This window comes from Stenotrophomonas sp. STEN029 (genome assembly GCF_056760015.1).
The window spans coordinates 29,149-51,774 of record NZ_JBRREC010000001.1; the positions used below are offsets into that span (position 1 = coordinate 29,149).

Sequence of the window (22,626 nt, forward strand, 5' to 3'; positions counted from 1 at the left end):
TACGGATGCGACGTGGTGCGTTGTTGGCTCTTGGTGTGTTGTTGATCGTGGTGGCGCTTGGCTGGGGCTGGGCGGCACACGCCAGGCAGTTATCCGCAGGTCGCTACGGCCGTGTGCAGGTGGTGGAGCCGCCGGTCGCGCCGCGTGGTCTGGTGATCTATTTCGCAGACCCGGCCTTGCCACGTGCGCAGCGCAGGCAGTTTGCCGGGCAGCTGGCACACGCCGGCGCATGGGTGGCGGTGGTGGACGCAGCGCGTTATCGACAGCGGCTGCAGAAGGGCAATGGCAGCTGCCGGGCGATGGCCGATGATGCGGCGCTGCTTGCCCAGAAGCTGCTCAAACGCGAGCGTGCCGAGCAGTTCTACCTGCCGGTATTGGTCGGTCAGGGCAGCAGTGCAGGCTTGGTGCGCGACAGCGCAGCCGGTGCTGCAGCCGGCGAATTCGCTGCCGCCCTGGTTGCTGCGGATGGCGCAGCAGCGAGTGACGCGGGTTGTGTTGGCGGAACGGCCACCGTGCAGGTCAAGTCCTTGCCGACGGATGCGTTGTTGGCGGCGGTGCCGGCGGCGCTGCACGCCGCACCTGCATCGGGGGTGGCGACGCTGCCCTTGGTGGAGATGCCGGTTGCAGGCAGCAAGCGGCTGGTCGTGTTGGTCTCCGGTGACGGTGGCTGGCGTGACCTGGACAAGGGGCTGGCGCACGAGCTCAACCAGCGCGGCATTTCCGTGGTCGGCTGGAACAGCCTGCGCTACTTTTGGAAGAAACGTACCGCTGCCCAGATAGGTGCCGATCTGGACAATGTGATGCGTACCTATCGGCAGCGCTGGCAGGCTGACGACGTGGCGCTGGTTGGCTATTCGTTTGGCGCGGATGTGCTGCCCTTTGCCTATCCGCTGCTCAGCGGGGAGCAGCGCCGCGCGGTACGGTTGGTGTCGCTGTTGGGGCTTGCCCACGGTGCTGACTTTGAGGTGCGCGTAGGCGGCTGGCTGGGCTGGTTCCGTGCCCAGGAAGTGCCTGTGCAGCCTGCGTTGGCCGGCTTGCAGCCAGTCGCGCACCAGTGCATTTACGGCGTCGATGAGAAAGACAGCCTTTGCCGCGACCTGCGAGGTGATGCGCACATGCAGGTGGTTGAGCTCCCTGGTGGGCATCACTTCGATCGTGACCCGGGCAAGCTGGCGCGGATCATTGTCGATCGTTGGGATGCGGCGCCGGCTCAGCCCTGAGTGGAATCGCCGGGCGCTGGTTTTGCGCTGATCTGCTCAACCCTCAATTGCAGCTCGCCTTCACCCAGACGGGCGCGCAGCTGTTCGCCGGGCTTGACCTGCTCGGCGCTGCGGACAAGGGCGCCGTCCTCAAGCGTGGTCAGGATCGAATAACCACGAGCCACGGTAGCCAGGGGGCTCACCGCTTCCAGTGAGCGGGCGACGCCGCGCAGACGCAATGCATCGCGCTGCAACTGGCGCGCCATCGCCGCATGGGCGCGCGGTGCCAGGGTTGCCAGCTTCTCGGCCAATGCGTTCAAGCGTCGCTGTGGCTGGGTGCTGCGCAGCACGGTGGCGGCGTGGCGGAGTCGAGATGCGCGACGTTCCTGTTGCTGCTGCCAGGTGGCGTGCAGGCGTGCGAAGGCGGCTTCCTGTCGATGCTTGAGCAGGTTCAGCCGTGCCTGCGGGCTATGCGCCTGCAGCCGCAAGGCTGCACGGTCGGCGCGCTGCATGGCCTGGCTCATAGCGTGTACCTGCAGCTGTTGCAGGCGTTGCGCCAACCGGCGTACCCGCAGCGCAAGATCGCGTTGGTCCGGGACCAGCAGCTCGGCGGCCACGGAAGGCGTCGGTGCGCGCAGATCGGCGGCGAAGTCGCTCAGGCTGAAGTCGGTTTCGTGGCCTACCGCCGAAACGACCGGCGTGTTGCTGGCGGCGACTGCACGCGCCAGCTGTTCATCGTTGAATGCCCACAGGTCTTCCAGTGAACCACCGCCGCGGGTCAGCAGGATCACGTCGTAACGGCCACTGGCATCGGCCTGGCGCAGCAGCGAGGTGATCTGCGGAGCGGCGGTGGCGCCCTGTACCAGCGACGGCAGCAGCTCGACTTCCAGCATCGGGAAGCGCCGCTCCAGCACGCTCAGTACGTCACGCACCGCCGCGCCACTGGGCGAGGTGATCACCGCAAGGCGGCGCACGTGCGCTGGCAGCGGACGCTTGCGCGCCGGGTCAAACAGGCCCTCGGCTTCGAGCCGGGCCTTGAGTTCGTCGTAGGCACGGCGCAGCGCGCCTTCGCCTGCTTCCTCCATGTGGTCGAGGATCAGCTGATAGTCGCCGCGTGCTTCGTACAGGGTCAACCGGCCACGCACCAACACGCGCATGCCTTCGCGCGGGAGGAACTTCAGCCACTGGCTCTTGGGCTTGAACATCGCTGCACGCACCTGGGCGCGCGCGTCCTTCAAGGTGAAGTACAGATGTCCGGAGGCGGGCCGGCTGACACTGCCCAGTTCGCCTTCCACCCAGACCATCGGGAACGTGCTCTCCAGAAGGTCGCGCGCCAAGGTGTTGAGTTGGTTGGGGGTGAGGACGTCGTTGCTGGAGGTCATGGTTGAACTGCTATGCCGGTGGGACGCTCGGCCGCGCCGGGGGCGCAGACGAGCTGACGGCCGCTATCTTACGGGAGCGACTGTGCTAGTCGAAGAAATCGAACAGGGAGATGTCCAGATCGGGGAAATCCAGCCAGGACAGGTCGAAATCAAACCAGCTCGCGCTACTGTCGGTCGCCATCGAGCGCAGCATTTCTGCTTTCATTGCGGCGTAGTCGCAGGCTTCACCACTGGCTGCATGTAACTGGTCAAAGTCGGAATGGGTGTTGAACAGGGCGTGTGACCAACATTCGAGATCGATGTTGATCTTGCTGCGCCGGTTGGCATCGCGCACCTGTTGCACCGAGTAGAAGTTGCGCTTGCCGTAGTGGCGAAGCAGGTCGTCGCCGACCAGTTGGGCTTGGCGGCGCTTGTCCTCAGGCGCGATGGCGCAGGGGGTGGGCAATAGTTCGTTGCTCATTCACATTCCTTGTGGCGATTGCGGGGAGCGATGGTGTTGGAATCGAAAGGGGACTAACGCTTCTGCGCCGCGTCAGCGTGCCGCTGCAGGGCCCATTGCACATGCTCACGCACCACTTCGGAAGCGTGCGACTGACGACTCAGCAGTGCGTTCTGCGCGGCAGCCGAAGGTGTTGCATTGCCCAGCGCCACGGCAATATTGCGCAGCCAACGCTCATGGCCGCTGCGGCGGATCGGGCTGCCTTCCGTGCGGCGCAGGAACTCGTCTTCTTCCCAGGCGAACAGCTCGGGCAGGGTGGCGGTATCCAGATTGTTGCGGGCGCGGAAGTCCGGCTCGTCGGTGCGCCGGGCGAACTTGTTCCACGGGCACACCAGCTGGCAGTCATCGCAGCCATAGATGCGGTTGCCCATCAGCGGACGCATGTCCAGCGGAATCGCGCCTTCATGCTCGATGGTCAGATAGGAGATGCAACGGCGTGCATCCAGCCGGTGCGGGGCAATGATGGCGGCAGTGGGGCAGACATCGATGCAGCGCGTGCAGCTGCCGCAATGCGCGGTGGCCGGCACATCCACCGGCAATGGCAGGTCAACGTAGATCTCGCCGAGGAAGAACCAGGAGCCGCCGTTGCGGTCGATCAGGCAGGTGTGTTTGCCGATCCAGCCCAGCCCGGCATTGCGCGCGAGTGCGCGCTCCAGCACAGGAGCGGAGTCGACGAAGACCCGGTAGCCAAACTGACCGATCTCGCCGGCGATGCGCTCGGCCAGCTTCTGCAGGCGGTTGCGCATCAGCTTGTGGTAGTCGCGGCCCAGCGCGTAGCGCGCCACATAGGCGCGCTCGCCATCATTCAAGGTTGCCCAGGCTTCGGCATCGTCCTTGTGACCGTAATCCAGGCCGACCGAGATCACCCGCAGCGTGCCGGGCAGCAGTTCCTGTGGGCGTGCCCGCAAGGTGCCGTGGCGCGCCATCCATTCCATCGTCCCGTACAGGCCCTTGCCCAGCCAGTCGGCCAGGTGCGCTTCATCCTCGCCCAGCTCGATGCCGCTGACCCCGCAGCGCTGGAAGCCTGCCTCACGGGCAAGCTGGCGGATGCGCAGCGACAACTGCGCCGGATTTGCGGCGGTAACGGCTTCAGACATGGCGCAAGTATAGAATTGCCGGCATGTCAGAGCCCGTCGAATTGTTCGATATCGCCGCTGCCCGCCAGATTGATGGGCAAGCGACCGCTGCCCTGGGCGGTGATGCGTACCTGCTGATGCAGCGCGCCGGCCACGCTGCGTGGCAGACCGCTCTGCAGTATTGGCCGCAGGCGCGGCGCATCGTGGTGGTGTGCGGGCCCGGCAACAACGGCGGCGACGGCTATGTGCTGGCCCGTCACGCCCGCCAGTCCGGACGTGACGTCAGCGTGCTGCACCTGCCGGAGGCGTCGCCGCGCACGGCCTTGGCGCAACGCGCCTGCACCGATTACCTGGCTGTTGGCGGCCACGTTGAGATTTTGCCGCATTGCCTGCAGCAGGCCGATCTGATCGTCGATGCGCTGTATGGCATCGGCTTCAGCCGCGCGCCAGATACCGAAGACGCTGCCCTGATTGCAGCAATGAATGCTGCGTCTGCGCCGGTGTTCGCGCTGGATGTGCCCAGTGGCGTTGATGCGCTCAGCGGTAACGTAATGGGCGCTGCGGTGCGTGCAGCGCGGGTATTGCAGTTCATCGTGCCGCACCAGGGGCTGCACACCGGTGCGGCGCTGGAGCACGCTGGGCAGCGCCTGCTGGCTGATCTGGAGGTGCCCGCGTTTGCGTTCGACGGTGTCAGTGCGAGCGCGCTGCGCTGGGCCAGGCCGCAGTTGCTGCGGATGCTGCCACCGCGTCGGCTCAATACCCATAAAGGCGAATCCGGGCATGTGCTGTGCGTCGGCGGCAACCATGGCACTGGCGGCGCGGTGATGCTTGCAGCCGAGGCTGCGCTGCGCAGTGGTGCCGGTCTATGCAGCGTTGCAACGCGCGCGCTGCATGTGGCGCCGTTGTTGGCGCGTTGTCCCGAAGCGATGGTGCACGCCGTCGATAGTTCCGAGGATTTCGCGCCATTGCTGGCACGCGCCACTGTCATCGCGCTTGGGCCCGGACTGGGCCAGGATGATTGGGCGCATGCCTTGTGGTCGGCGGTGCTGGGCAGCGGCAAGCTGCTGGTGCTGGATGCCGATGGTTTGAATCTGCTGGCCGCTGAGCCGCGGCCGCTGCCGCAGGCGATTCTCACCCCGCACCCGGGCGAGGCGGCGCGCCTGCTAGGCACCGATACCGCCAGTATCCAGCGTGATCGTTTTGCTGCAGCGCATGCCTTGGCAGCGCGCTATGCGGCAGTGGTGGTGCTCAAGGGCGCCGGTACGGTGATCGCAGCGCCCGGGCAGCTGCCGCGGGTGATTGCCGCGGGAAATCCGGGCATGGCGGTCGGCGGCATGGGCGATCTGCTGACCGGCGCCATCGGCGCCGTGTTGGTGCAGGGCCTGTCGCTGTTTGATGCGGCCAGCACAGGTGCCTTGCTGCACAGCCTGGCTGGCGATGCGGCGGCCACCGAAGGTGAGCGCGGGCTGTTGCCGCGCGATCTATTGCCGCACCTGCGGGCGCTGGCCAATCCATAATGTCTCCCATGATCGAATTGTCATTGCCCCACGCCGAGAGCACCGACCTGCTGGGTCAGGCCTTGGCACAGACCCGGCCCGCGCAGGCGGTGGTTCACCTGCAAGGTGATCTTGGCGCCGGGAAATCCACCTTGGCCCGGGCCCTGCTGCGCGCGCTGGGCGTGCAGGGGCCTATCCGCAGCCCGACCTACACCTTGATCGAGCGTTACCCGCTGGATGCCGGCGAAGCCTGGCATCTGGATCTGTACCGGATCGGCAACGCCGGTGAGCTGGATTTCCTGGGACTGGACGATGCCAGCGCCGACCTGTGGCTGATCGAATGGCCCGAGCGCGGGGCTGGCGGATTGCCGCCGTTGGACCTTGTGGTGGCGCTGGAGATCGACGGCCATGGCCGCCGTGCGCGGCTGCAGGCATATAGCCCGACCGGTGAGGCCTGGCTGCAGCGCTTGCGCAAAACGCAACACTTGCAGGGGCTTCCTGCCCTGTAACAACAGGAAGTTACGGCAGGTTGCGGATTATTAAGGGAAAAAATGTTGCAATTACCGAAATCCGGTGATTGAATCCGCCCATGACTACGGGAAACCGCCTGTTCGCATTGTCTGTCGCCGTTGCCGGCCTGTGCCTGGCCAGCGCTTCCGCGTGGGCCGGTGAGGTCCGTGGGCTCGGTTTGAGCGCTGGCGCAACCGGCACCCGCGCCGAGATCCAGCTCGCTGGTGGTGGCAGCTACAAGACCATCAGCCTGGCCGGCCCCAACCGTCTGGTCATCGATTTCCCCGAATCCACCGGCGTGCGCGGCCTCAAGCTGCCTGCGCCTGCAGGTGTGGTGACGGCCGTGCGCACCGGGAACCCGGTCCCCGGTACCTTCCGTATCGTGTTCGACCTGGCCGAATCCGTGGCTGCCTTCAAGCCGCAGATGCAGGGGCAGGGCGCCGAATCCAAGTTGCTGATCGAATGGCCGGGTGAAACCGCGCCGCGGCGGGCAGCTGTTGCTGCCGCGCCCAGCGCAAGCTCGCCAGCGCTGGTGCCCGCTGCCGCTCCCGTGGTGAATCCAGAGCAGGCACGTGCCGAAGCCGCCCGCGCCACCGCTGCATTGACCGCTGCGGTGCGTCAGCAGGCGACCACACCGCCACCGGTGCCGGTCCAGGCTACTCCAGGTCCGGCAGCTGCAGGCGCGACGACCGTCGTCGCCAGCAGCGGCAATACGCCGGTTGCCGCTTCGACATCTTCACCGGCTGCGATCCTCAATGGACATGGCACCCCGGTCCGCACCACCATCGCTACCGGCGTGCCCACTCCGATCGTGGCAAGTCCAGCTGCTGCGGCACCTGCGGCTGCCGCACCGGTCGCTGCAGCGCAGACGCCTGCGCCGCGCCCGGTCATGCCAAGTGACGCGTCACGAATTCGGATGGCGCCGGGAATGCGCAATCTGGTGGTTGCCATCGATCCGGGCCACGGTGGCCAGGATCCGGGTGCCGTCGGCCCCACTGGCAAGCGCGAGAAGGACGTGACGTTGGCGGTTGCACGTGAACTTGCCCGCCAGGTCAATGCAACGCCGGGCCTGCGCGCGTTCCTGACCCGCGACACCGACGTGTTCATCCCGCTGCCGATGCGCGCCCAGCGTGCACGTGCGGCCAGGGCTGACATCTTCATCTCGATCCACGCCGATGCGGCCGAGAATCGCTCAGCGACGGGTTCCTCTGTCTATGTGCTGTCGACCAAGGGTGCGTCCTCGCAGCGTGCGCGTTGGCTGGCGGACAAGGAAAACGCCGCCGATCTGATTGGCGGCGTCAGCCTCAGCCGTACCGAAGGCACCTTGGCCAACGTACTGCTGGATCTGGCCCAGAGCGGCAACATGAAGGCGTCGGAAGACGCGGCCGGGCACGTGCTCGGCGGCCTCAAGCGTATCGGCAACAACCACAAGCCCAACCTTGAGCGGGCCAACTTCGCCGTGCTGCGCACCTCCGACATGCCGGCAATGCTGGTCGAAACCGCGTTCATCTCCAACCCGGATGAAGAGCGCCGCCTGATTGATCCGGCCTACCAGCGCCGCATCGCCGGTGCCGTGCTCGATGGCGTGCACACCTTCTTCAGTCGTCAGCCACCGCCGGGCACCTTGTTCGCCGCCCGCGCCCAGGCCGAGATGGATGCTGCCGCTGGCACCGTTGCGGGTGGTAGCAAGTAAGACTGCGCTTGTTTGAAGCCCCTCTCCCTGCGGGAGAGGAGTTGGGGTGAGGGTGGGGCGAAGTAAGGATCGATGAACTACCCGTCCTTGTCCGGCTTTTCTGCTGAAGTCTCACATTGTCAGCAGGCTTACCCTCATCCGCCCCTTCGGGGCACCTTCTCCCGAAGGGAGAAAGGATTGGCGCCTTGGTCGCGGTGTTCGGTCCATGCTCGGCTATCATCGTCGGCATGCATGAAGTCAGCCTGATCCCCCGCCAAGCCTCGTTCCTCTATCGCGCCACAGCCTCGCTATTGACCGGCGGTGCGGCATGAATGCGATCCGTCCGCTGCCGGAAATCCTGATCAACCAGATCGCCGCCGGCGAAGTGGTCGAGCGGCCCGCCTCGGTGGTCAAGGAGCTGGTCGAGAACGCGCTTGATGCCGGTGCCACCCGTGTCGATATCGACCTGGAGGAGGGCGGGGTACGCCTGATCCGCATCCGCGACAACGGTGGTGGCATCGCCGCCGAGCAGCTGCCGCTGGCAGTGTCGCGTCACGCCACCAGCAAGATCGCCAGCCTGGATGACCTGGAATCGGTGGCCACGCTGGGCTTCCGTGGTGAAGCGCTGCCGTCGATTGCCTCGGTCAGCCGCTTCACCCTCGCTTCGCGCCGTGCCGATGACGAGCACGGCTCCGCGTTGCAGATCGAGGGCGGCAAGCTCGGTGATGTCACCCCGCGTGCGCATGCACCCGGCACCACGGTCGAGGTGCGCGAGCTGTTCTACAACGTGCCGGCCCGGCGCAAGTTCCTGCGCGCCGAACGCACCGAGCTTGGCCACATCGAGGAGTGGCTGCGTTCACTGGCGTTGGCCCGTCCAGACGTGGAACTCCGTGTCTCGCACAATGGCAAGCCTTCGCGCCGCTACAAGCCCGGTGATCTGTATTCGGATGCGCGTCTGGGCGAAACCCTGGGCGAGGACTTCGCACGCCAGGCGCTGCGCGTGGATCACAGTGCGGCCGGCCTGCGCCTGCATGGGTGGATCGCGCAGCCGCAGTATTCCCGCGCCAGCGCGGACCAGCAGTACCTCTACGTCAATGGTCGCTCGGTGCGTGATCGCAGCGTCAGCCATGCGGTGAAGATGGCCTACGGCGATGTGCTGTACCACGGCCGGCAGCCGGCCTACGTATTGTTCCTGGAGCTGGACCCGACCCGGGTCGACGTCAACGTGCATCCGGCCAAGCACGAAGTGCGCTTCCGTGATTCGCGGTTGATCCATGATTTCGTCTACCGCACTCTGAAAGACGCGCTGGCGGAAACCCGCGCCGGCATGGAGCCAGCCGCAGCGCAGACACACCCGGCTGACCCACAGGCGCAGCCAACGCCCGGTTACAGCGCAGGTGGCTACATGCTGTCGCGCCCTGGCGGCAGTGCAGGTGGTGGTGGCAATGGCAATTGGCAGGCGCGGCAGTCGCCGCTGGGCCTGCAGGTGGCAGAAGCGCCCTCGGCATATGCGGCGCTGTACTCATCCGTGAATGGCGATGCGGATCTGCCGCGGCAGATGGATGCGGGCCCATCCCTGCCGCCGACCTCCAATGAGGCCGGCGTGCCGCCGCTGGGCTACGCGATCGCCCAGTTGCACGGCATCTATATCCTGGCCGAAAACGCCGAAGGCCTGATCGTGGTGGACATGCATGCCGCCCACGAGCGCATCGGCTACGAACGCCTGAAGAACGCGCACGACGGTATCGGCCTGCACGCGCAGCCGCTGCTGGTGCCGATGACGTTGGCGGTTGGCGAGCGTGATGCCGATACCGCCGAGCGTGAAGCGGCGACCTTGGCGGCGCTGGGTTTCGAGGTCACCCGTTCCGGGCCCGGCTCGCTGCATGTGCGCAGCATTCCGGCGCTGCTGGCCAATGCCGAGCCGGAGGGCCTGCTGCGCGATGTGCTCGGTGATCTTCGCGAGCACGGCCAGAGCCGCCGCATCGCCACCGCGCGCGACGAACTGTTGTCGACGATGGCCTGCCACGGTGCGGTGCGCGCCAACCGGCGTCTGACCATCCCGGAAATGAATGCCTTGCTGCGCGATATGGAAATCACCGAGCGCTCCGGGCAATGCAACCACGGCCGCCCGACCTGGGCGCGCTTTTCCTTGGCTGAAATTGATCGCTGGTTCCTGCGGGGGCGTTGATGAAACACGTATTGGGGGGTGTGGCATTGCTCGCCGCGATGCTGCTCGGTGGCTGTGGCGATGACGCGAAGAACGCAGCGCCGACGGCGAAGGTTGATCCGGCGTTCGCGCAGGACAATGAACGCTGGCGCGAGCAACGGTTGACCGAATTGCTGGCTCCGGATGGCTGGACCAGTCTGGTTGGGCTGCATTGGCTGGACCTGAAAGCGCATTATATCGGCAGCGGCAGTACCAGTGGCGTCCGCCTGGCGGCGGGTCCACCGCGCATGGGAATGGTCACGCGCGTAGGCGACGGATGGTTCTTTACCCCGGAAGCCGGTGTCTCGGTGAAGGTGGACGGACAGGTGGTGAAGGGCCGCATCCCGCTGCACAGTGACCATGCCGAGGTGCCAACGCTGATTCATTTCGATGATGACAAGGGCACCTTGAGCCTGATCGAACGCGGGCCGCGTTTCGGGCTGCGGGTGAAGCATGCCGATGCACCCGCACGTGTGGATTTCACCCATCTGGATTACTGGCCGGCAGATCCAAGCTGGCGCATCACAGCACGGTTCGTGCCGCACGACGTCAACAAGACCATTCCGATCGTCGATATCACCGGCTTGACCACCGAGCTGGCCAATGCCGGGGCGATCGAGTTCGAGCGTGACGGACGAACCTGGCGGCTGGAAGCGCTGGGTGATGTGGGCCGCCCATTGCAGGTGATCTTCGCCGACCGCACCAGCGGCCGTGGCAGTTATGCGGCCGGGCGCTACATCGACGTGGATGTGCCGGACGCGAAAAGCCAGGTGGTGATTGATTTCAACCGTGCCTACAACCCGCCGTGTGCATTCACCCCGTTTGCGACCTGCCCGTTGCCGCCGCCGGAGAACCGCTTGGACATGGAAGTGACGGCTGGTGAAAAAGCCTATGCCAAGCACAAGCAGGAGCCAGCCGCATGAAGTGGATCACGCGTATGGGCATGTTGCTGGCCACCGGTCTGCTGGTTGCAGCACCCTTGTTGGCAAGTGCAGCCACGCCAAAGCCGGCCGCGAAGCAGCCACCGGTACCGCTGCTGTGGAAAGTGAGCGGCGGCCAGGGCAGCGATCTGTATCTGCTGGGTTCCTTCCATCTGCTCAAGGCCGATGACTATCCGTTGTCCGCCGATGTCGACCGGGCGTTCGCAGGAGCGCAGCGCCTGTTGTTCGAGCTGTCGCCGGAGGAAATGAACTCGCCGCAGCTGGCCACGCAGATGATGCAGGCGGCGCTGCGTCGTGATGGTCGCCAACTCAAGGATGATCTTGATCCGGCCACCTGGCAGCAGCTGGAACGATGGGGGGCGGCCAACAACATGCCGGTCGATCGGCTGGCTGGATTCAAACCCTGGTTCGTCGGCCTGACCATCAGCATCGCGCAGATGACCCGGCAAGGCTTGGACCCGAAGTCCGGGCTGGATCGGCATCTGATGGACCGTGCTGCGCAGGCCAGCAAGCCGGCTTCCGGTCTTGAAAGTGCGGCATCGCAGATCACCATGCTCGACAGCATGAGCATCGATGAGCAGCGCCAGTTGCTGCGCGAAGCCTTGGAACAGGTCGACAAGGGCGACGAGCAGAGCCGCCAGCTGCACGATGCCTGGCGCCGTGGCGATGATGTGATGTTGTGGCGGGACATGGCCGCGCAGATGAAACGCGAGTACCCGGGCCTGTATCAGCGGATCAACGTGGACCGCAACAATGCCTGGCTGCCCAGCCTGCAGCAGTGGTTGCAGCCAGGGCGCGGGAATACGCTGGTGGTGGTCGGTGCACTGCACCTGCTGGGCAGCGATGGCGTGGTCGAGAAGTTGCGCGCGCAGGGCTACAAGGTCGAGCGGATCTGCAGCGCCTGCAAGCGTTGAGTCTTTTTTGTGGGAGCGGCGTCAGCCGCGAAGCCGTTGGGTCTGATGCTGCAATAGCTTCGCGGCTTACGCCGCTCCTACAAAAAACAAAGCTCTACAAAGCAAAAGGCCGACGCTTGCGTCGGCCTTTTCGTTGCCCTCAGCGACCGCTGCGGGTCTTGCTTCCGGTGCCGCTCGGCGGCGGATCGGTTGGCTTGCTGGTGCCTGCCGGCGGGCGGGCGCCGCCAAAACCACCGCCCATGTTGCGCTGGAATTCCTGCCACAGCTCCAGGTTGCGCTCGGTGAGCTGGTTCATCATCGCCCACGGCGTCTGCCCGAGCAGGTTGCCCATCTGCTGGCGGAACTGCTGCTGCTGGTCCAGGAACACCTGCATGCTGCGCTCCAGGTAATTGCCCATGAAGCCCTGCAACGAGTCACCGTAGAAACGGATCAACTGGCTCAACAGCTGGGTGGACAGCATCGGCTCGCCGTCCTGCTCCTTGTCCGCGATGATCTGCAGCAGCACCGAACGGGTCAGGTCGTCGCCACTCTTGGCGTCGCGGACTTCGAAGTCCTCGCCGTCGAGGATCAACTGACGGACGTCTTCGATGGTGATGTAGCTGGAAATCTCGGTGTCGTAGAGCCGGCGATTCGGATACTTCTTGATGATGCGGGTCGCAGCCATTAAGCAGTCACTCGTCACGGTAGGTGCGCAGCATGGCGCAGTGCAGCAGGGCTTGCAACCGCCAAAAGTACAGGTTGCAAGCGTCGGGGAACTCCAGGTTTGTTGCGCAACATGAATCGCCATGGTGTGCAACATGGCGTGGGCGGTCAGCAGCTGGCTGTCACCAGCCCATGTGGTGACCACCGTTGATGTCCAGATTCGAGCCGGTGATCCAGCTGGCTTCCTCGGCAACCAGGAAGGCGACCGCGTAGGCGATCTCCTCCGGCTTGCCCAGGCGCCCGGTGGGAATGTCGGCAATGATCTTTGCCCGGACTTCCTCGGGAACGGCCATCACCATGTCGGTGGCCACATAGCCCGGCGAGATGGTGTTGACGGTAATGCCGAAGCCGGCATTCTCGCGCGCCAGGGAGATGGTGAAGCCATGCATGCCGGCCTTGGCGGCGGCGTAGTTGGCCTGGCCGTACTGGCCCTTGAGGCCGTTGATCGAGCTGATCTGGATCACCCGGCCCCAGCCGCGCTTGCGCATGCCCTCGATCACCGGACGGGTGACGTTGAACACGGAGTTGAGGTTGGTGTTGATCACCTCATGCCACTGTTCCGGGCTCATCCGATGGAAGGTGGTGTCGCGGGTGATGCCGGCGTTGTTGACCAGTATCTCCACCGGCCCCAGTCCGGCTTCCACGGCCTGGATCAGGGCGCGGCCGCTGTCCGGGTGCGCCACGTCGCCTTCGAACAATGCGATGTCATAGCCCTTGCTGCGCATGGTCTGCTGCCACTGCTGCGCCTTTTCGGCGTTGCGGTAGTTGGTGGCGACGCGGTGCCCTTGGTCGACCAGACGTTGGCAGATGGCAGTACCGATGCCGCCGGTACCACCGGTGACCAGTGCGACGCGCGATGTCATGGGCTCAACTCCAGGGCAGATGTGCAGGGCAGTCCCCGATTCTAATGAAACTGCGCTCAACCCGGGGGCTGCAGCGGGGCCAGAAGCGAGGTTTTTTGCAGCCGGGTCGGCTCGAAGGCGGCGGTCGCGTGCTGCAGCGCCTCGGCAACGCTGGTTGCAGCATCCAGGGCAGGCGGCGGCTGGCCCAGTGCCGCCCACAGCCAGCGCAGCACGGGCAGGGGCTGGGCGCTGTCCACGGGGATGGCGGCCTGCGACTTGGAGAGCTTCTGTCCGGCACTGTCCAGCAGCAACGGCAGGTGCAGATAGTGCGGGGTGGACAGGCACAGCGCCCGCTGCAGCAGGATCTGCCGGGCGGTGGAGTCGATCAGGTCAGCGCCACGTACCACGTGGGTGATGCCCTGCTCGGCGTCGTCCACCACCACGGCCAGCTGATAGGCCCAGTAACCATCGGCGCGCAGCAGGACCACGTCGCCGACGTCGCGGTCCACGTCCTGTTGCTGCCGGCCCTGCAGGGCGTCGTCGAAGCTGACGTGGCTGCCGTCGGCCACGCGTAGACGGATTGCTGGTTGCGGGCGCTGTTGGCTGGCAGCGCAGCGGCGGTGGATGCCGCCCTGGCTGGTGAGGTCGGCGCGGCTGCAGTGGCAGGCAAAGGCCTTGCCCTGATCCAGCAGTTGTTCGATGGCTGCCTGGTAAAAGGCGTTGCGCTGGCTCTGGAATTGCACCGGCAAGTCCGACGTCAATCCGAACGCGCTGAGCGTGGCTAGCTGTGAATCGACCGCGCCGGGGACTTCACGAGGGGGGTCTACGTCCTCCACGCGCACCAGCCATTGGCCACCGGCATGGCGGGCCAGCAACCAGCTGCCGAAGGCCGCCAGCATGGAGCCCAGGTGCAAAGGACCGGTCGGGGAGGGCGCAAAGCGGCCGCGGTAGGGAATAGCTGGCATCGAAACTGAATCGTCGGTCAGATTAATGCTTGAATTCAAGCTGTCTGCGCCGCAAATTGCCTCTATCTCCAATCCTTATGGATCTGTTTCCCATGTTTACCCGTATCGGGCTGTTTCTTCTGACCAACTTGGCAGTGCTGGCGTTGGCCAGTGTCGTCATGTCTCTGCTGGGGACTGACCCCTCGAAGATGAGCGGCTTGCTGGTCATGGCAGCCATCTTTGGCTTCGGTGGCTCGATCATCTCGCTGCTGCTGTCCAAGTTCATGGCCAAGCGCGGCACCGGCGCGGTCGTGATCACCGAGCCGCGCAACCAGACCGAGCGCTGGCTGCTGGACACCGTGGCCCGCCAGGCCAAGGCGGCCGGCATCGGCATGCCGGAAGTGGCGGTGTACGACGCTCCCGAGATCAATGCCTTTGCGACCGGCGCCAACCGCAACAACGCACTGGTGGCGGTGTCCACCGGCCTGCTGCACAACATGAGCGAGGACGAGGCCGAGGCGGTGCTGGGCCATGAAATCGCCCACGTTGCCAATGGCGACATGATCACCATGGCGCTGCTGCAGGGCGTGTTGAACACCTTCGTCATCGTGCTGGCGCGTGTGGTCGGCGGCATCATCGACAGTGCGCTGTCGGGCAATCGCGAAGGCGGCGGCCGTGGTTTTGCGTACTACATCATCGTGTTCGTGCTTGAGATGGTGTTCGGCCTGTTCGCAACGATGATCGCGATGTGGTTCTCGCGCCGTCGCGAGTTCCGCGCCGACCACGGCGGTGCGTCGCTGGCGGGTCGCCAGAAGATGATCGCCGCACTGGAGCGCTTGAAGCTCAACCACGGCCAGAGCACCTTGCCGACCCAGATCGCGGCATTCGGTATTGCCGGTTCCACTGCCAAGAAGTTGTTCTTGAGCCATCCGCCGCTGGAAGAGCGTATCGCCGCGCTGCGTTCCTCGACGGTGGCCTGAGCCGGCAATTGAAGCTGCTGCGCGCAGCGCGTGCGGCAACTGTCCCGGTTCCAGCACGGTTCGCAAGTGATTGACGACAACGCCCCGTAAGGGGCGTTGTCTGTTTTGCCGCCGCGGCTGTAGCTGTGCCCTCGTCGCTGACTGTGCATGCACGTAGCAGTTTTGCTTTTTGCCGTCCGTAGAAACCAGACACTTGTATTCTCGGTCCACGGGTTTGTGTCTACCCTTCTGGGCACTGCAGACGAATGGGGAGCATGTGGTGCAGGACGCGCAATATTGGGCAATGGAATTCTGGAATGGGCTGAGCGTGCTGGATTTGATCGGCGGCTCATTGCTTGGAGCGGTTCTTGGGCTGGCCTTGGGTGTGGCAGTGTGGATCGCTCTGGCGCGAAGGGGTGGCCTTGCCCGACGACGGCGTTGGCATCACTGGCTGATTGCCAGCTATGTGGTGGTGTTGCCGCTGCTGTTTGCCTTCATTGGGTTGCAGGTTGGGCTGGTTGCTGGTGGGCAGCGTGCGCTGTACAAACAGATCGATCACTTCCAGCCACATCTGCAGGCTGCGACCGAGCATTGGCTGCTCGAATTCGGGCAGTCGCTGGATACGCCGGAGTTGGAGGCAATGCTGCGCGATGATGTCACCGCGCACGATGCCGCGCGCATGGCCGTGGAGTCCTATCTGAGTGAGCATCGGCTGGCCGACGTGAGCATGCTCAGTGGCGAAAGCATGCCGCAACGCTTGGCGCGCAAGGGCATCGAGCACCTGCGCAGCGAAGTGATGCTGCAATGGGTGGAGGACAGCCTGGTGAAGGAGGTTGGTGGCCGCAGTGGGCTTGATAAAGCCGTGTTCCGCGAGGCGCTGGGCATGCGCATGAGCGAGCTGCTGCATACCAAGGGCGTGATCCGTCTATTGAAGGCGCAGATCAGCTCGATGATGCCGGGTATCTACTTTGGCTTGCTGTTGCCGCTGCTGATCGTGATGGCGCTGGTGGTGCTGGAGATCTGGTTGGCCGCCCGCCATGGCTGGGGCCGGCAGCCTGTGGCGGGTGCGGTGGTTCCTGCGGTGCCGGCTGGCTGATTGGCCCGACGTTGTGGGAGCCGCGTCAGCTGCGAAGCCGGCATTGCTGGGGCGCCGGCGGCTTGTGTCATCTGATGGATTTCCTGCTTCGCGGCTTGCGCAGCTCCCACAAGACAATCGGTGAACAGAGCTTTACCCACAAAAAATCCGATGCCAGGAGCCTGGCATCGGATTTCGAATGACTCGCTGCTTGTGGCAGCTGAATCAGAACTTCGGGTCGAACTCGGCAGCGTAGCCGGTGTTGACGATGACCTTCTGCAGGGCCTCGCACACCTTGATATTGCCGGCCACGACCTGCTGGGTCTCCGGGCCGCGCGAGTCCATGCGGTCCAGTGGCGCGCCGCGGTAGTTGCAGACCTTGCCGCCGGCTTCGCGAACCAGCAGCACGCCGGCAGCGATGTCCCATGCCTTCACGCCAGCCTCGAAGTAGGCGTCGGCACGGCCGCAGGCCACGTAGGCCAGGTCCAGCGCGGCTGAGCCGGTGCGGCGCACGTCTTCAGCCTGCACCAGCAGGGTATCGACGGTCTTGAGCTGGGTGCTGGCACGGCTGCGTTCGCGCGGGGCGAAGCCGGTGTGGATCATCGTGCCTTCCAGGTCCTTGCGGTCGGCCACCCGCAGGCGGCGGTCGTTGAGCACGGCGCCATTGCCCTTGGAGGCAGTGAACAGCTCGTTGCGCAGCGGATCGAAGATCACCGCATCGGTCGGCTCGCCGTTTTCAACCAGGGCGATGGAGACGCAGTAGTGCGGGAAGCCGCGCAGGTAGTTGCTGGTGCCATCGAGCGGGTCGATCACCCACATCATGCGGTTGACGCCCTGGATGCCACCTTCCTCACCGAAAATGCCGTATTCCGGGTAGGCGCGCTTGAGTTCCTTGACGATCACCTTCTCAGCGTCGGCATCGACTTCGCTGGCGTAATCCATCCGACCCTTCTGTACCACGTTGAGGGCTTCAAGCTTGTTGATGTTGCGGAGCAGGACGTTGCCGGCGAGGCGAGCGGCCTTGACCATGACGGTTACGGCGGGTTTCTGCATGGCGAAAGGCTCCCGTGAAGGCAGAGATCGGATTGGCGGGGGAAAAGAGCGGGTCCGGCGCATTGACCGGCCGCGCAGTTTACCATCTACAGCTGTCTCGCTCCTGATTTTTTAACGCCATGTCTGTTTCCGCTCATATTCGCTTCGTTCTTGTTGGCACCCAGCACCCCGGCAACATCGGCGCGGCGGCCCGTGCGATGAAGACCATGGGGCTGGCACGGCTGGTCCTGGTGGCCCCGGAAAAGCCCCTGGACGAGGACGCCTTCCGGCGCTCGGCCGGTGCCGAGGACGTGCTCGGTGATGCGCCGGTGTTCGCCAGCCTTGCCGAAGCGGTGGCCGATTGCCGCCTGGTGATGGGCTGTACCGCGCGCGCGCGACGGGTGCAGCTGGAAGAGCTGCTGCCGGAAGTGGCCGGACAACGCGCCGTGGCCAAGGCGGCCGAACCGGCGGAAGTGGCCTTTGTGTTCGGTCGCGAGCGCACCGGTTTGACCAATGAGGAGTTGCAGCTCTGCCATGCCGCCGTGCACATTCCGTCCGATCCCGAGTTCAGCTCGCTGAATCTGGCCGCCGCGGTCCAGGTCCAGGCCTACGAGGTTCGCATGGCGGTGCTGGAAGCGCAGCCCGGCGTGGCAGCGCCGGTGGTGGCTGAGCCTGGCCGCGACGAGGCCCCTGCCAGCCATGCCCAGTTGGAAGGGATGTTCGGTCAGTTGGGCGATACCCTGGACCAGATCGACTTCCACAAGGGTCGCGCTCCGGAATCGGCCATGCGCAAGCTCCGTCGTCTGTTCATGAAGGCGGATCTGTCCGAGCAGGAGGTCAGGCTGATGCGCGGCATCCTGTCCGATGCCCAGCGCATGGCCCGACTGGCCTCGACAGACAAGGGCTGAGGGCTGCATCACGCTTTGCTAAAAGCGGTACTCTGTGGGGATGGATTAGGGGGTGTCGTTTTGGGTGTCTTGCGATGGCTTTGGGGAGCCGCACTGACACTGGCTGCACTGCAGCCCGTTGCGGTGGGGGCGGTTGATCGTTCGGTATTGGTCTTGGGGCGGATCAGCGATGATCCGAAGTCGCATTACGACCAACTCAAGCCACTGCTGGACTATGTGGTGCCGCGCATGCGCGATGTCGGGATCGTCGAAGGACGCATCCTGATGGCCAAGGACGCGCAGCAGATGGGCAGCTATCTGCGGCGCGGCCGGGTTGATTGGGTCACCGAGACTTCGGGCACGGCGATGGCGCTGGGCCAGCGGGCGGGCGCCAAGCCCTTGCTGCTGACCGAGCGCAATGGCGTGGGCACGTATCACAGCGTGTTCTTCGTGCGCCGCGACAGCCCGATCACCACGCTGGAGGGGTTGCGCGGGCGTACCCTGGCACTGCAGAGCGCGCTGTCCACCAGTGCCTACCTGGTGCCGGCCATGGAGCTGCTCGACCACGACCTGCAGCCTGAAATCCTGCTGGACCCGCGCGACACCCCGGTCGAGGACTCGGTGGGGTATGTGTTCGTGCGCACGGAACTGAACATCTCCACCTATGTACACAAGCGGGTGGTGGATGCCGGGGTGATCAGCAGCATCGACTGGAGTGACGACCAGGCCATGCCGCCAGCCTTCCGCCAGGACATGCGGGTGCTGTACCGCAGCGAGCCGATCCCGCGTGCGGTGGAAATGGTGCGCGCCGACCTCGATCCGGCGGTACGTGATCGCCTGCAACAGGTGTTGCTGCAGGCCAGTAGTGACCCGGTGGCCGGGCCGGCGCTGGCCAAGTTTTTTGGAACCACGGGCTTTCACCCCGTCGACCCGGACAACCTGCGCGCGCTGGAGCGTCTGCGCCGTGGTCTGGTCCGTATCCGGATGGAGGTGGAATGAGCACGCCCCGGTTTGGATTGCAGGCCCGCTTCCTGGCAGGCAGTGCCGTGGTGCTGCTGGTGGTGGTGGCGATTGTCGGGCTGATGCTGGTGCGCCAGGCTGCCGCCCAGCGCGAGGCCTTGCGCAACAGTGGCGAGGTGCTGAGCCAGGTGTTCGACCAGGGTGTGCGTGAGCGCGGCACCGCCCTGGCCAATGCCTTGGCCGATACGCTGATAAATCCACTGTATTACGCCGATTTTGCTGCCATCGGTGCAGCGGTGCGCAATACGGCGCGGCAGAAGTCGGTCAGCTACGTGCTGGTCTACGACCCGGAAGGGCGGCTGATCCATGATGGTTCGTTCGATGTGGCCGGTTATGGCCAGCCGATGAATGACCCCTTTGCCAACGCGGCGGTGCGTTCGCGCAAACCGCTGGTGCAGGAGTCGCCGTCGATACTCGAGGTCGATGTACCGCTGGCGATTGGTGACCAGCCGCTGGGCGGGCTGCGTGTAGGCATGAACCTGGCGCCGGTGCGTGCCCAGGAAGTCAAGTCCATGCAGGCGCTGGAACAGCGCATGCAGGAGACACAGCGGCGGGAACTGGGCTGGGCCTTGGGCCTGATGCTGCTGTTGCTCGGTTTTGTCTGCGTAATGGCGTTCTACGTGCAGTACACGTTGGTGCGGCCGATCCGCTGGTTGGGCGCGGCGGCGCAGCGTATCGAGCGCGGCGATTACCTGATCGAGGCGCAGGCGACCCGACGCGGCGACGAGGTCGGGGAGTTGCTGCGCACCTTCGATCGGATGAGCCAGAGCATTGCCCGGCACGATCGTGACGTGCGCCAGATGGCCTATACCGATGCACTCACCGGCTTGACCAACCGGCTCGCTTTCCGTGAAGCCCTGGACCACCGCTTGCTGCGCGCGCAGGCGGCTGGGCGTGGGTTGGCGCTGCTGTTCATTGATATCGATGAGTTCAAGCGGGTCAATGACACGCTGGGGCATGAGGCCGGCGACGATGCCCTGCTGCAGTTTGCGCAGCACATCTCCAGCGCCGTTGAGCAGATTGGTGGGGACGACGCCTTGCTGGCGCGGTTCGGTGGTGACGAGTTCGTCATCCTGATCAGCCAGGGCCAAAGCAGCGCTGCCGAGATCGCCAAGCAGCTGGCCGAGCGGCTGGTGATCGATCTGGGCAAGCCGCTGCACGTGCAGCAGCGCGAGATATTCCTCGGTAGCTCGATTGGCATCACCTTGTTCCCGGAGGATGCAGTTGACGCCACCGCGCTGTTGAAGAATGGCGATATCGCGATGTACCAGGCCAAATTGGCCGGCAAGAACTGTTTCCGTTACTACAACCTGGCCATGGATCATGCGGTGGAGCGGCGCCTGCACCTGGAGCAGGAACTGCGTGGAGCCTGGGAGCGCAACGAGCTGCGTCTGGTTTACCAGCCGATCTTCCGCACCCGCGATCGCATGCTGTGTGGCGTGGAGGTGCTGCTGCGCTGGGATCACCCGGCGCTGGGCGCAATCCCGCCGTCGGTGTTCATCGACGTGGCCGAGCAGAGCGGCCTGATCCAGATGATCGGCCCCAAGGTGCTGCGCGCGGCCTGTGAGCAGGCCCAGCAGTGGCCGCGCAATGCGCTGGGCGAGGAGTTGTTCATCTCGGTCAATGTCTCGCCCAAGCAACTGCGTAACGGTGACCTGCTGCAGGAGGTTGAAAGCAGCCTGCTCGGATCGGGGCTGGCGGCCTCGCGCCTGCATCTGGAGCTGACCGAAACCGCGGTCATCGGCGATGAGATGCTGGCGGTGTCCCTGTTGGAAAAGCTGCACCGGGCCGGGGTGAAGGTGTGGCTGGACGACTTCGGCACCGGCTTCTCCGGGCTCAGCCACCTGCGCCAGGTACCGGTGGACGGGGTCAAGATCGACCGCAGCTTTGTTGCCGACATGGAGCGTGATCCCGACGATCTGGCCTTGACCACGGCCATCATCGCCATGGCCCACGCGCTGGGCATTACCGTGGTGGCCGAGGGGGTCGAGCAGGAAGCACAGTTTGAGCTGCTCAGCCAGCGTGGCTGCGATCTGGTCCAGGGTTACTGGCTGGGACGGCCGCTGGAGGCGGCTGGCCTGGTGAGCCTGCTCGAACGCGGTGCGATGGCGGCGGTGCGCTGACCTGGCCGCCTGGTTGGCCCGCGGAAACCAGGCCGCTCTGTCTCAGAGCGGCCGCTTGCTGGTGTCGCCGGCGATCTCGCGCACCAGCTTGGGCACCAGATAACCGGACAGCCGGGCCATCAGCGCGGCATGCAGGGCCAGCGCCTGCTCGTCACTGACTTCAAAGTGGGCCGCGCCTTGTACCTTGTCCAGCTGGTACAGGTAGTAAGGCATCACGCCGGCAGCAAAGCTGCGCTCGCTCAATGCCGCCAGTGCGTCCAGCTCGTCGTTGACGCCGCGTAGCAATACCGCCTGGTTGAGCAGTTGTGCGCCGGTGCGACGGATGCGGGCCAGGGCGGCATCCACCTGGGCGTCGAATTCATTGGCATGGTTGGCATGCAGCACGAAGGCCACCGGCCAGGGCAGGCTGGCCAACCATTGCACCAGGCCGTCGTCCACGCGCTCGGGCAGGACCACCGGCAGGCGGCTGTGGATGCGCAGGCGTTTGATGTGCGGGATGGCGGCCAGGGCATCGGTCAGCTCGGCCAGCTTGGAGGTGTTCAGCGACAGCGGGTCGCCACCGGAGAGGATGACCTCGTCGATGCCCGGGTCGGCCGCGATCGCCGCCACCGCCTCACGCCAGCCGCCCTTGGCGGCGTTCTCGCCGGCATAGTCGAAGTGGCGGCGGAAGCAGTAACGGCAGTTGATCGCGCAACTGCCGGTGGTCACCAGCAGGGCGCGGCCGCGGTACTTCTGGATCACGCCGGTGGCTTTCTTGGCCGCACCGTCGCCGACGGCGTCGAAGCTGAACCCGGGCACGATCCGCATCTCGTCGGTGATCGGCAATACCTGTCGCAGCAGGGGGTCGGTGGGGTCCCCATGGCGCATGCGGGCGACAAAGCCGCGCGGCACCCGCAGCGCGAACTGCGCCAGTGCCTCGGCCGAAACCCCGACCGCTTCGGCATCCAGTCCCAGCATGGCCAGCAGCTCCGCCGGATCGCGGATGGCCTGGCGCCAGTGCGCCTGCCAGCGGTCGTCGGGCAGGGTCAGGATGGCTTTTTCTGGAGTGAGGGCGGGGGCTGCGGTTATCATTGGCGGTCAGAAAAACAGATGGCCCACCAGACGGCGGGCGTTCCATTCTAATCCGGCCGTCCGCAACACGCGGCGG

Annotated in this window: 21 protein-coding genes; 13 read left to right on the plus strand and 8 right to left on the minus strand. The window is 65.2% G+C overall.

All coding sequences use genetic code 11. From position 1 onward, the window contains the following. The first annotated feature begins 5 nt into the window (after window positions 1-5). Window positions 6-1,220, plus strand: a complete 1,215-nt coding sequence (locus ACVOLI_RS00105; protein ID WP_481533012.1) for a virulence factor family protein — start codon at window positions 6-8, stop codon at window positions 1,218-1,220. Here ACVOLI_RS00105 and xseA read toward each other — a convergent pair. The 3 genes from xseA to queG form a co-directional block, all read right to left on the minus strand. Then, window positions 1,211-2,581, minus strand: coding sequence for an exodeoxyribonuclease VII large subunit (gene xseA / locus ACVOLI_RS00110; protein WP_481533013.1), 1,371 nt, complete (start codon window positions 2,579-2,581; stop codon window positions 1,211-1,213). The two genes, ACVOLI_RS00105 and xseA, sit on opposite strands and share 10 nt — an antisense overlap. A gap of 85 nt (window positions 2,582-2,666) precedes the next feature. Beyond that, complete coding sequence (locus tag ACVOLI_RS00115; protein ID WP_481533014.1) at window positions 2,667-3,041, minus strand: DUF6559 family protein; 375 nt, start codon at window positions 3,039-3,041, stop codon at window positions 2,667-2,669. A 53-nt stretch (window positions 3,042-3,094) separates the two neighbouring features. Then, entirely contained in the window at window positions 3,095-4,177 is a 1,083-nt protein-coding gene (gene queG / locus ACVOLI_RS00120) for a tRNA epoxyqueuosine(34) reductase QueG (protein ID WP_481533015.1), read from the minus strand. 23 nt (window positions 4,178-4,200) lie between these two features. Here queG and ACVOLI_RS00125 point away from each other — a divergent pair, with 23 nt between their 5' ends. The 7 genes from ACVOLI_RS00125 (at window position 4,201) to ACVOLI_RS00155 (ending at window position 11,895) form a co-directional block, all read left to right on the plus strand. After that, window positions 4,201-5,673 (plus strand): NAD(P)H-hydrate dehydratase, encoded by a 1,473-nt coding sequence (locus ACVOLI_RS00125; RefSeq protein ID WP_481533016.1) that lies wholly within the window; start codon window positions 4,201-4,203, stop codon window positions 5,671-5,673. Window positions 5,674-5,681: 8 nt separating this feature from the next. Beyond that, window positions 5,682-6,161, plus strand: coding sequence for a tRNA (adenosine(37)-N6)-threonylcarbamoyltransferase complex ATPase subunit type 1 TsaE (tsaE, locus tag ACVOLI_RS00130; protein ID WP_481533017.1), 480 nt, complete (start codon window positions 5,682-5,684; stop codon window positions 6,159-6,161). An 80-nt stretch (window positions 6,162-6,241) separates the two neighbouring features. Next, window positions 6,242-7,855, plus strand: a complete 1,614-nt coding sequence (locus tag ACVOLI_RS00135) for an N-acetylmuramoyl-L-alanine amidase (protein WP_481533018.1) — start codon at window positions 6,242-6,244, stop codon at window positions 7,853-7,855. A 185-nt stretch (window positions 7,856-8,040) separates the two neighbouring features. Beyond that, window positions 8,041-8,166 carry a hypothetical protein gene (locus ACVOLI_RS00140; protein ID WP_481533019.1) on the plus strand — a complete coding sequence of 42 codons (126 nt, stop codon included), beginning with the start codon at window positions 8,041-8,043 and terminating at the stop codon, window positions 8,164-8,166. Then, window positions 8,163-10,022: a DNA mismatch repair endonuclease MutL gene (gene mutL / locus ACVOLI_RS00145; RefSeq protein WP_481533020.1), complete on the plus strand. Its 1,860-nt coding sequence runs from the start codon at window positions 8,163-8,165 to the stop codon at window positions 10,020-10,022. The genes ACVOLI_RS00140 and mutL overlap by 4 nt, the downstream gene beginning before the upstream one ends. Beyond that, complete coding sequence (locus ACVOLI_RS00150; RefSeq protein WP_481533021.1) at window positions 10,022-10,963, plus strand: DUF1684 domain-containing protein; 942 nt, start codon at window positions 10,022-10,024, stop codon at window positions 10,961-10,963. The genes mutL and ACVOLI_RS00150 overlap by 1 nt, the downstream gene beginning before the upstream one ends. After that, window positions 10,960-11,895: a TraB/GumN family protein gene (locus ACVOLI_RS00155; protein WP_481533022.1), complete on the plus strand. Its 936-nt coding sequence runs from the start codon at window positions 10,960-10,962 to the stop codon at window positions 11,893-11,895. The genes ACVOLI_RS00150 and ACVOLI_RS00155 overlap by 4 nt, the downstream gene beginning before the upstream one ends. Window positions 11,896-12,034: 139 nt before the next feature. On the opposite strand, the gene phaR is transcribed toward ACVOLI_RS00155, so the two are convergent. The 3 genes from phaR to gluQRS form a co-directional block, all read right to left on the minus strand. Beyond that, complete coding sequence (phaR, locus tag ACVOLI_RS00160) at window positions 12,035-12,559, minus strand: polyhydroxyalkanoate synthesis repressor PhaR (RefSeq protein ID WP_481533023.1); 525 nt, start codon at window positions 12,557-12,559, stop codon at window positions 12,035-12,037. Window positions 12,560-12,719: 160 nt separating this feature from the next. Continuing rightward, window positions 12,720-13,460, minus strand: coding sequence for a beta-ketoacyl-ACP reductase (gene phbB / locus ACVOLI_RS00165; RefSeq protein WP_282266756.1), 741 nt, complete (start codon window positions 13,458-13,460; stop codon window positions 12,720-12,722). Between the two features lie 56 nt (window positions 13,461-13,516). Next, window positions 13,517-14,404 (minus strand): tRNA glutamyl-Q(34) synthetase GluQRS, encoded by an 888-nt coding sequence (gene gluQRS / locus ACVOLI_RS00170; protein ID WP_481533024.1) that lies wholly within the window; start codon window positions 14,402-14,404, stop codon window positions 13,517-13,519. Window positions 14,405-14,496: 92 nt separating this feature from the next. Here gluQRS and htpX point away from each other — a divergent pair, with 92 nt between their 5' ends. Both htpX and ACVOLI_RS00180 read left to right on the plus strand, forming a co-directional pair. Then, complete coding sequence (gene htpX / locus ACVOLI_RS00175) at window positions 14,497-15,363, plus strand: protease HtpX (RefSeq protein ID WP_296248767.1); 867 nt, start codon at window positions 14,497-14,499, stop codon at window positions 15,361-15,363. Between the two features lie 283 nt (window positions 15,364-15,646). Next, a complete protein-coding gene (locus ACVOLI_RS00180) occupies window positions 15,647-16,438 on the plus strand; it encodes a hypothetical protein (RefSeq protein WP_481533025.1) in 792 nt (263 codons plus the stop codon). A 204-nt stretch (window positions 16,439-16,642) separates the two neighbouring features. Here ACVOLI_RS00180 and ACVOLI_RS00185 read toward each other — a convergent pair whose 3' ends face one another. Further along, window positions 16,643-17,470: an inositol monophosphatase family protein gene (locus ACVOLI_RS00185; protein ID WP_282266749.1), complete on the minus strand. Its 828-nt coding sequence runs from the start codon at window positions 17,468-17,470 to the stop codon at window positions 16,643-16,645. 119 nt (window positions 17,471-17,589) lie between these two features. On the opposite strand from ACVOLI_RS00185, the gene ACVOLI_RS00190 reads away from it, so the two are divergent. From ACVOLI_RS00190 to ACVOLI_RS00200, 3 genes are read left to right on the plus strand one after another with little or no spacing between them, the layout of a single operon-like run. Beyond that, entirely contained in the window at window positions 17,590-18,357 is a 768-nt protein-coding gene (locus ACVOLI_RS00190; protein WP_481533026.1) for an RNA methyltransferase, read from the plus strand. A 60-nt stretch (window positions 18,358-18,417) separates the two neighbouring features. Then, the gene (locus tag ACVOLI_RS00195) at window positions 18,418-19,335 is read left to right on the plus strand and encodes a phosphate/phosphite/phosphonate ABC transporter substrate-binding protein (RefSeq protein WP_481533027.1); all 918 of its coding nucleotides are present in this window, start codon (window positions 18,418-18,420) and stop codon (window positions 19,333-19,335) included. After that, window positions 19,332-21,479: a putative bifunctional diguanylate cyclase/phosphodiesterase gene (locus tag ACVOLI_RS00200; protein ID WP_481533028.1), complete on the plus strand. Its 2,148-nt coding sequence runs from the start codon at window positions 19,332-19,334 to the stop codon at window positions 21,477-21,479. The genes ACVOLI_RS00195 and ACVOLI_RS00200 overlap by 4 nt, the downstream gene beginning before the upstream one ends. 42 nt (window positions 21,480-21,521) lie before the next feature. Here ACVOLI_RS00200 and epmB read toward each other — a convergent pair whose 3' ends face one another. Continuing rightward, window positions 21,522-22,550: an EF-P beta-lysylation protein EpmB gene (gene epmB / locus ACVOLI_RS00205; RefSeq protein ID WP_481533029.1), complete on the minus strand. Its 1,029-nt coding sequence runs from the start codon at window positions 22,548-22,550 to the stop codon at window positions 21,522-21,524. Between the last annotated feature and the right edge of the window lie 76 nt (window positions 22,551-22,626).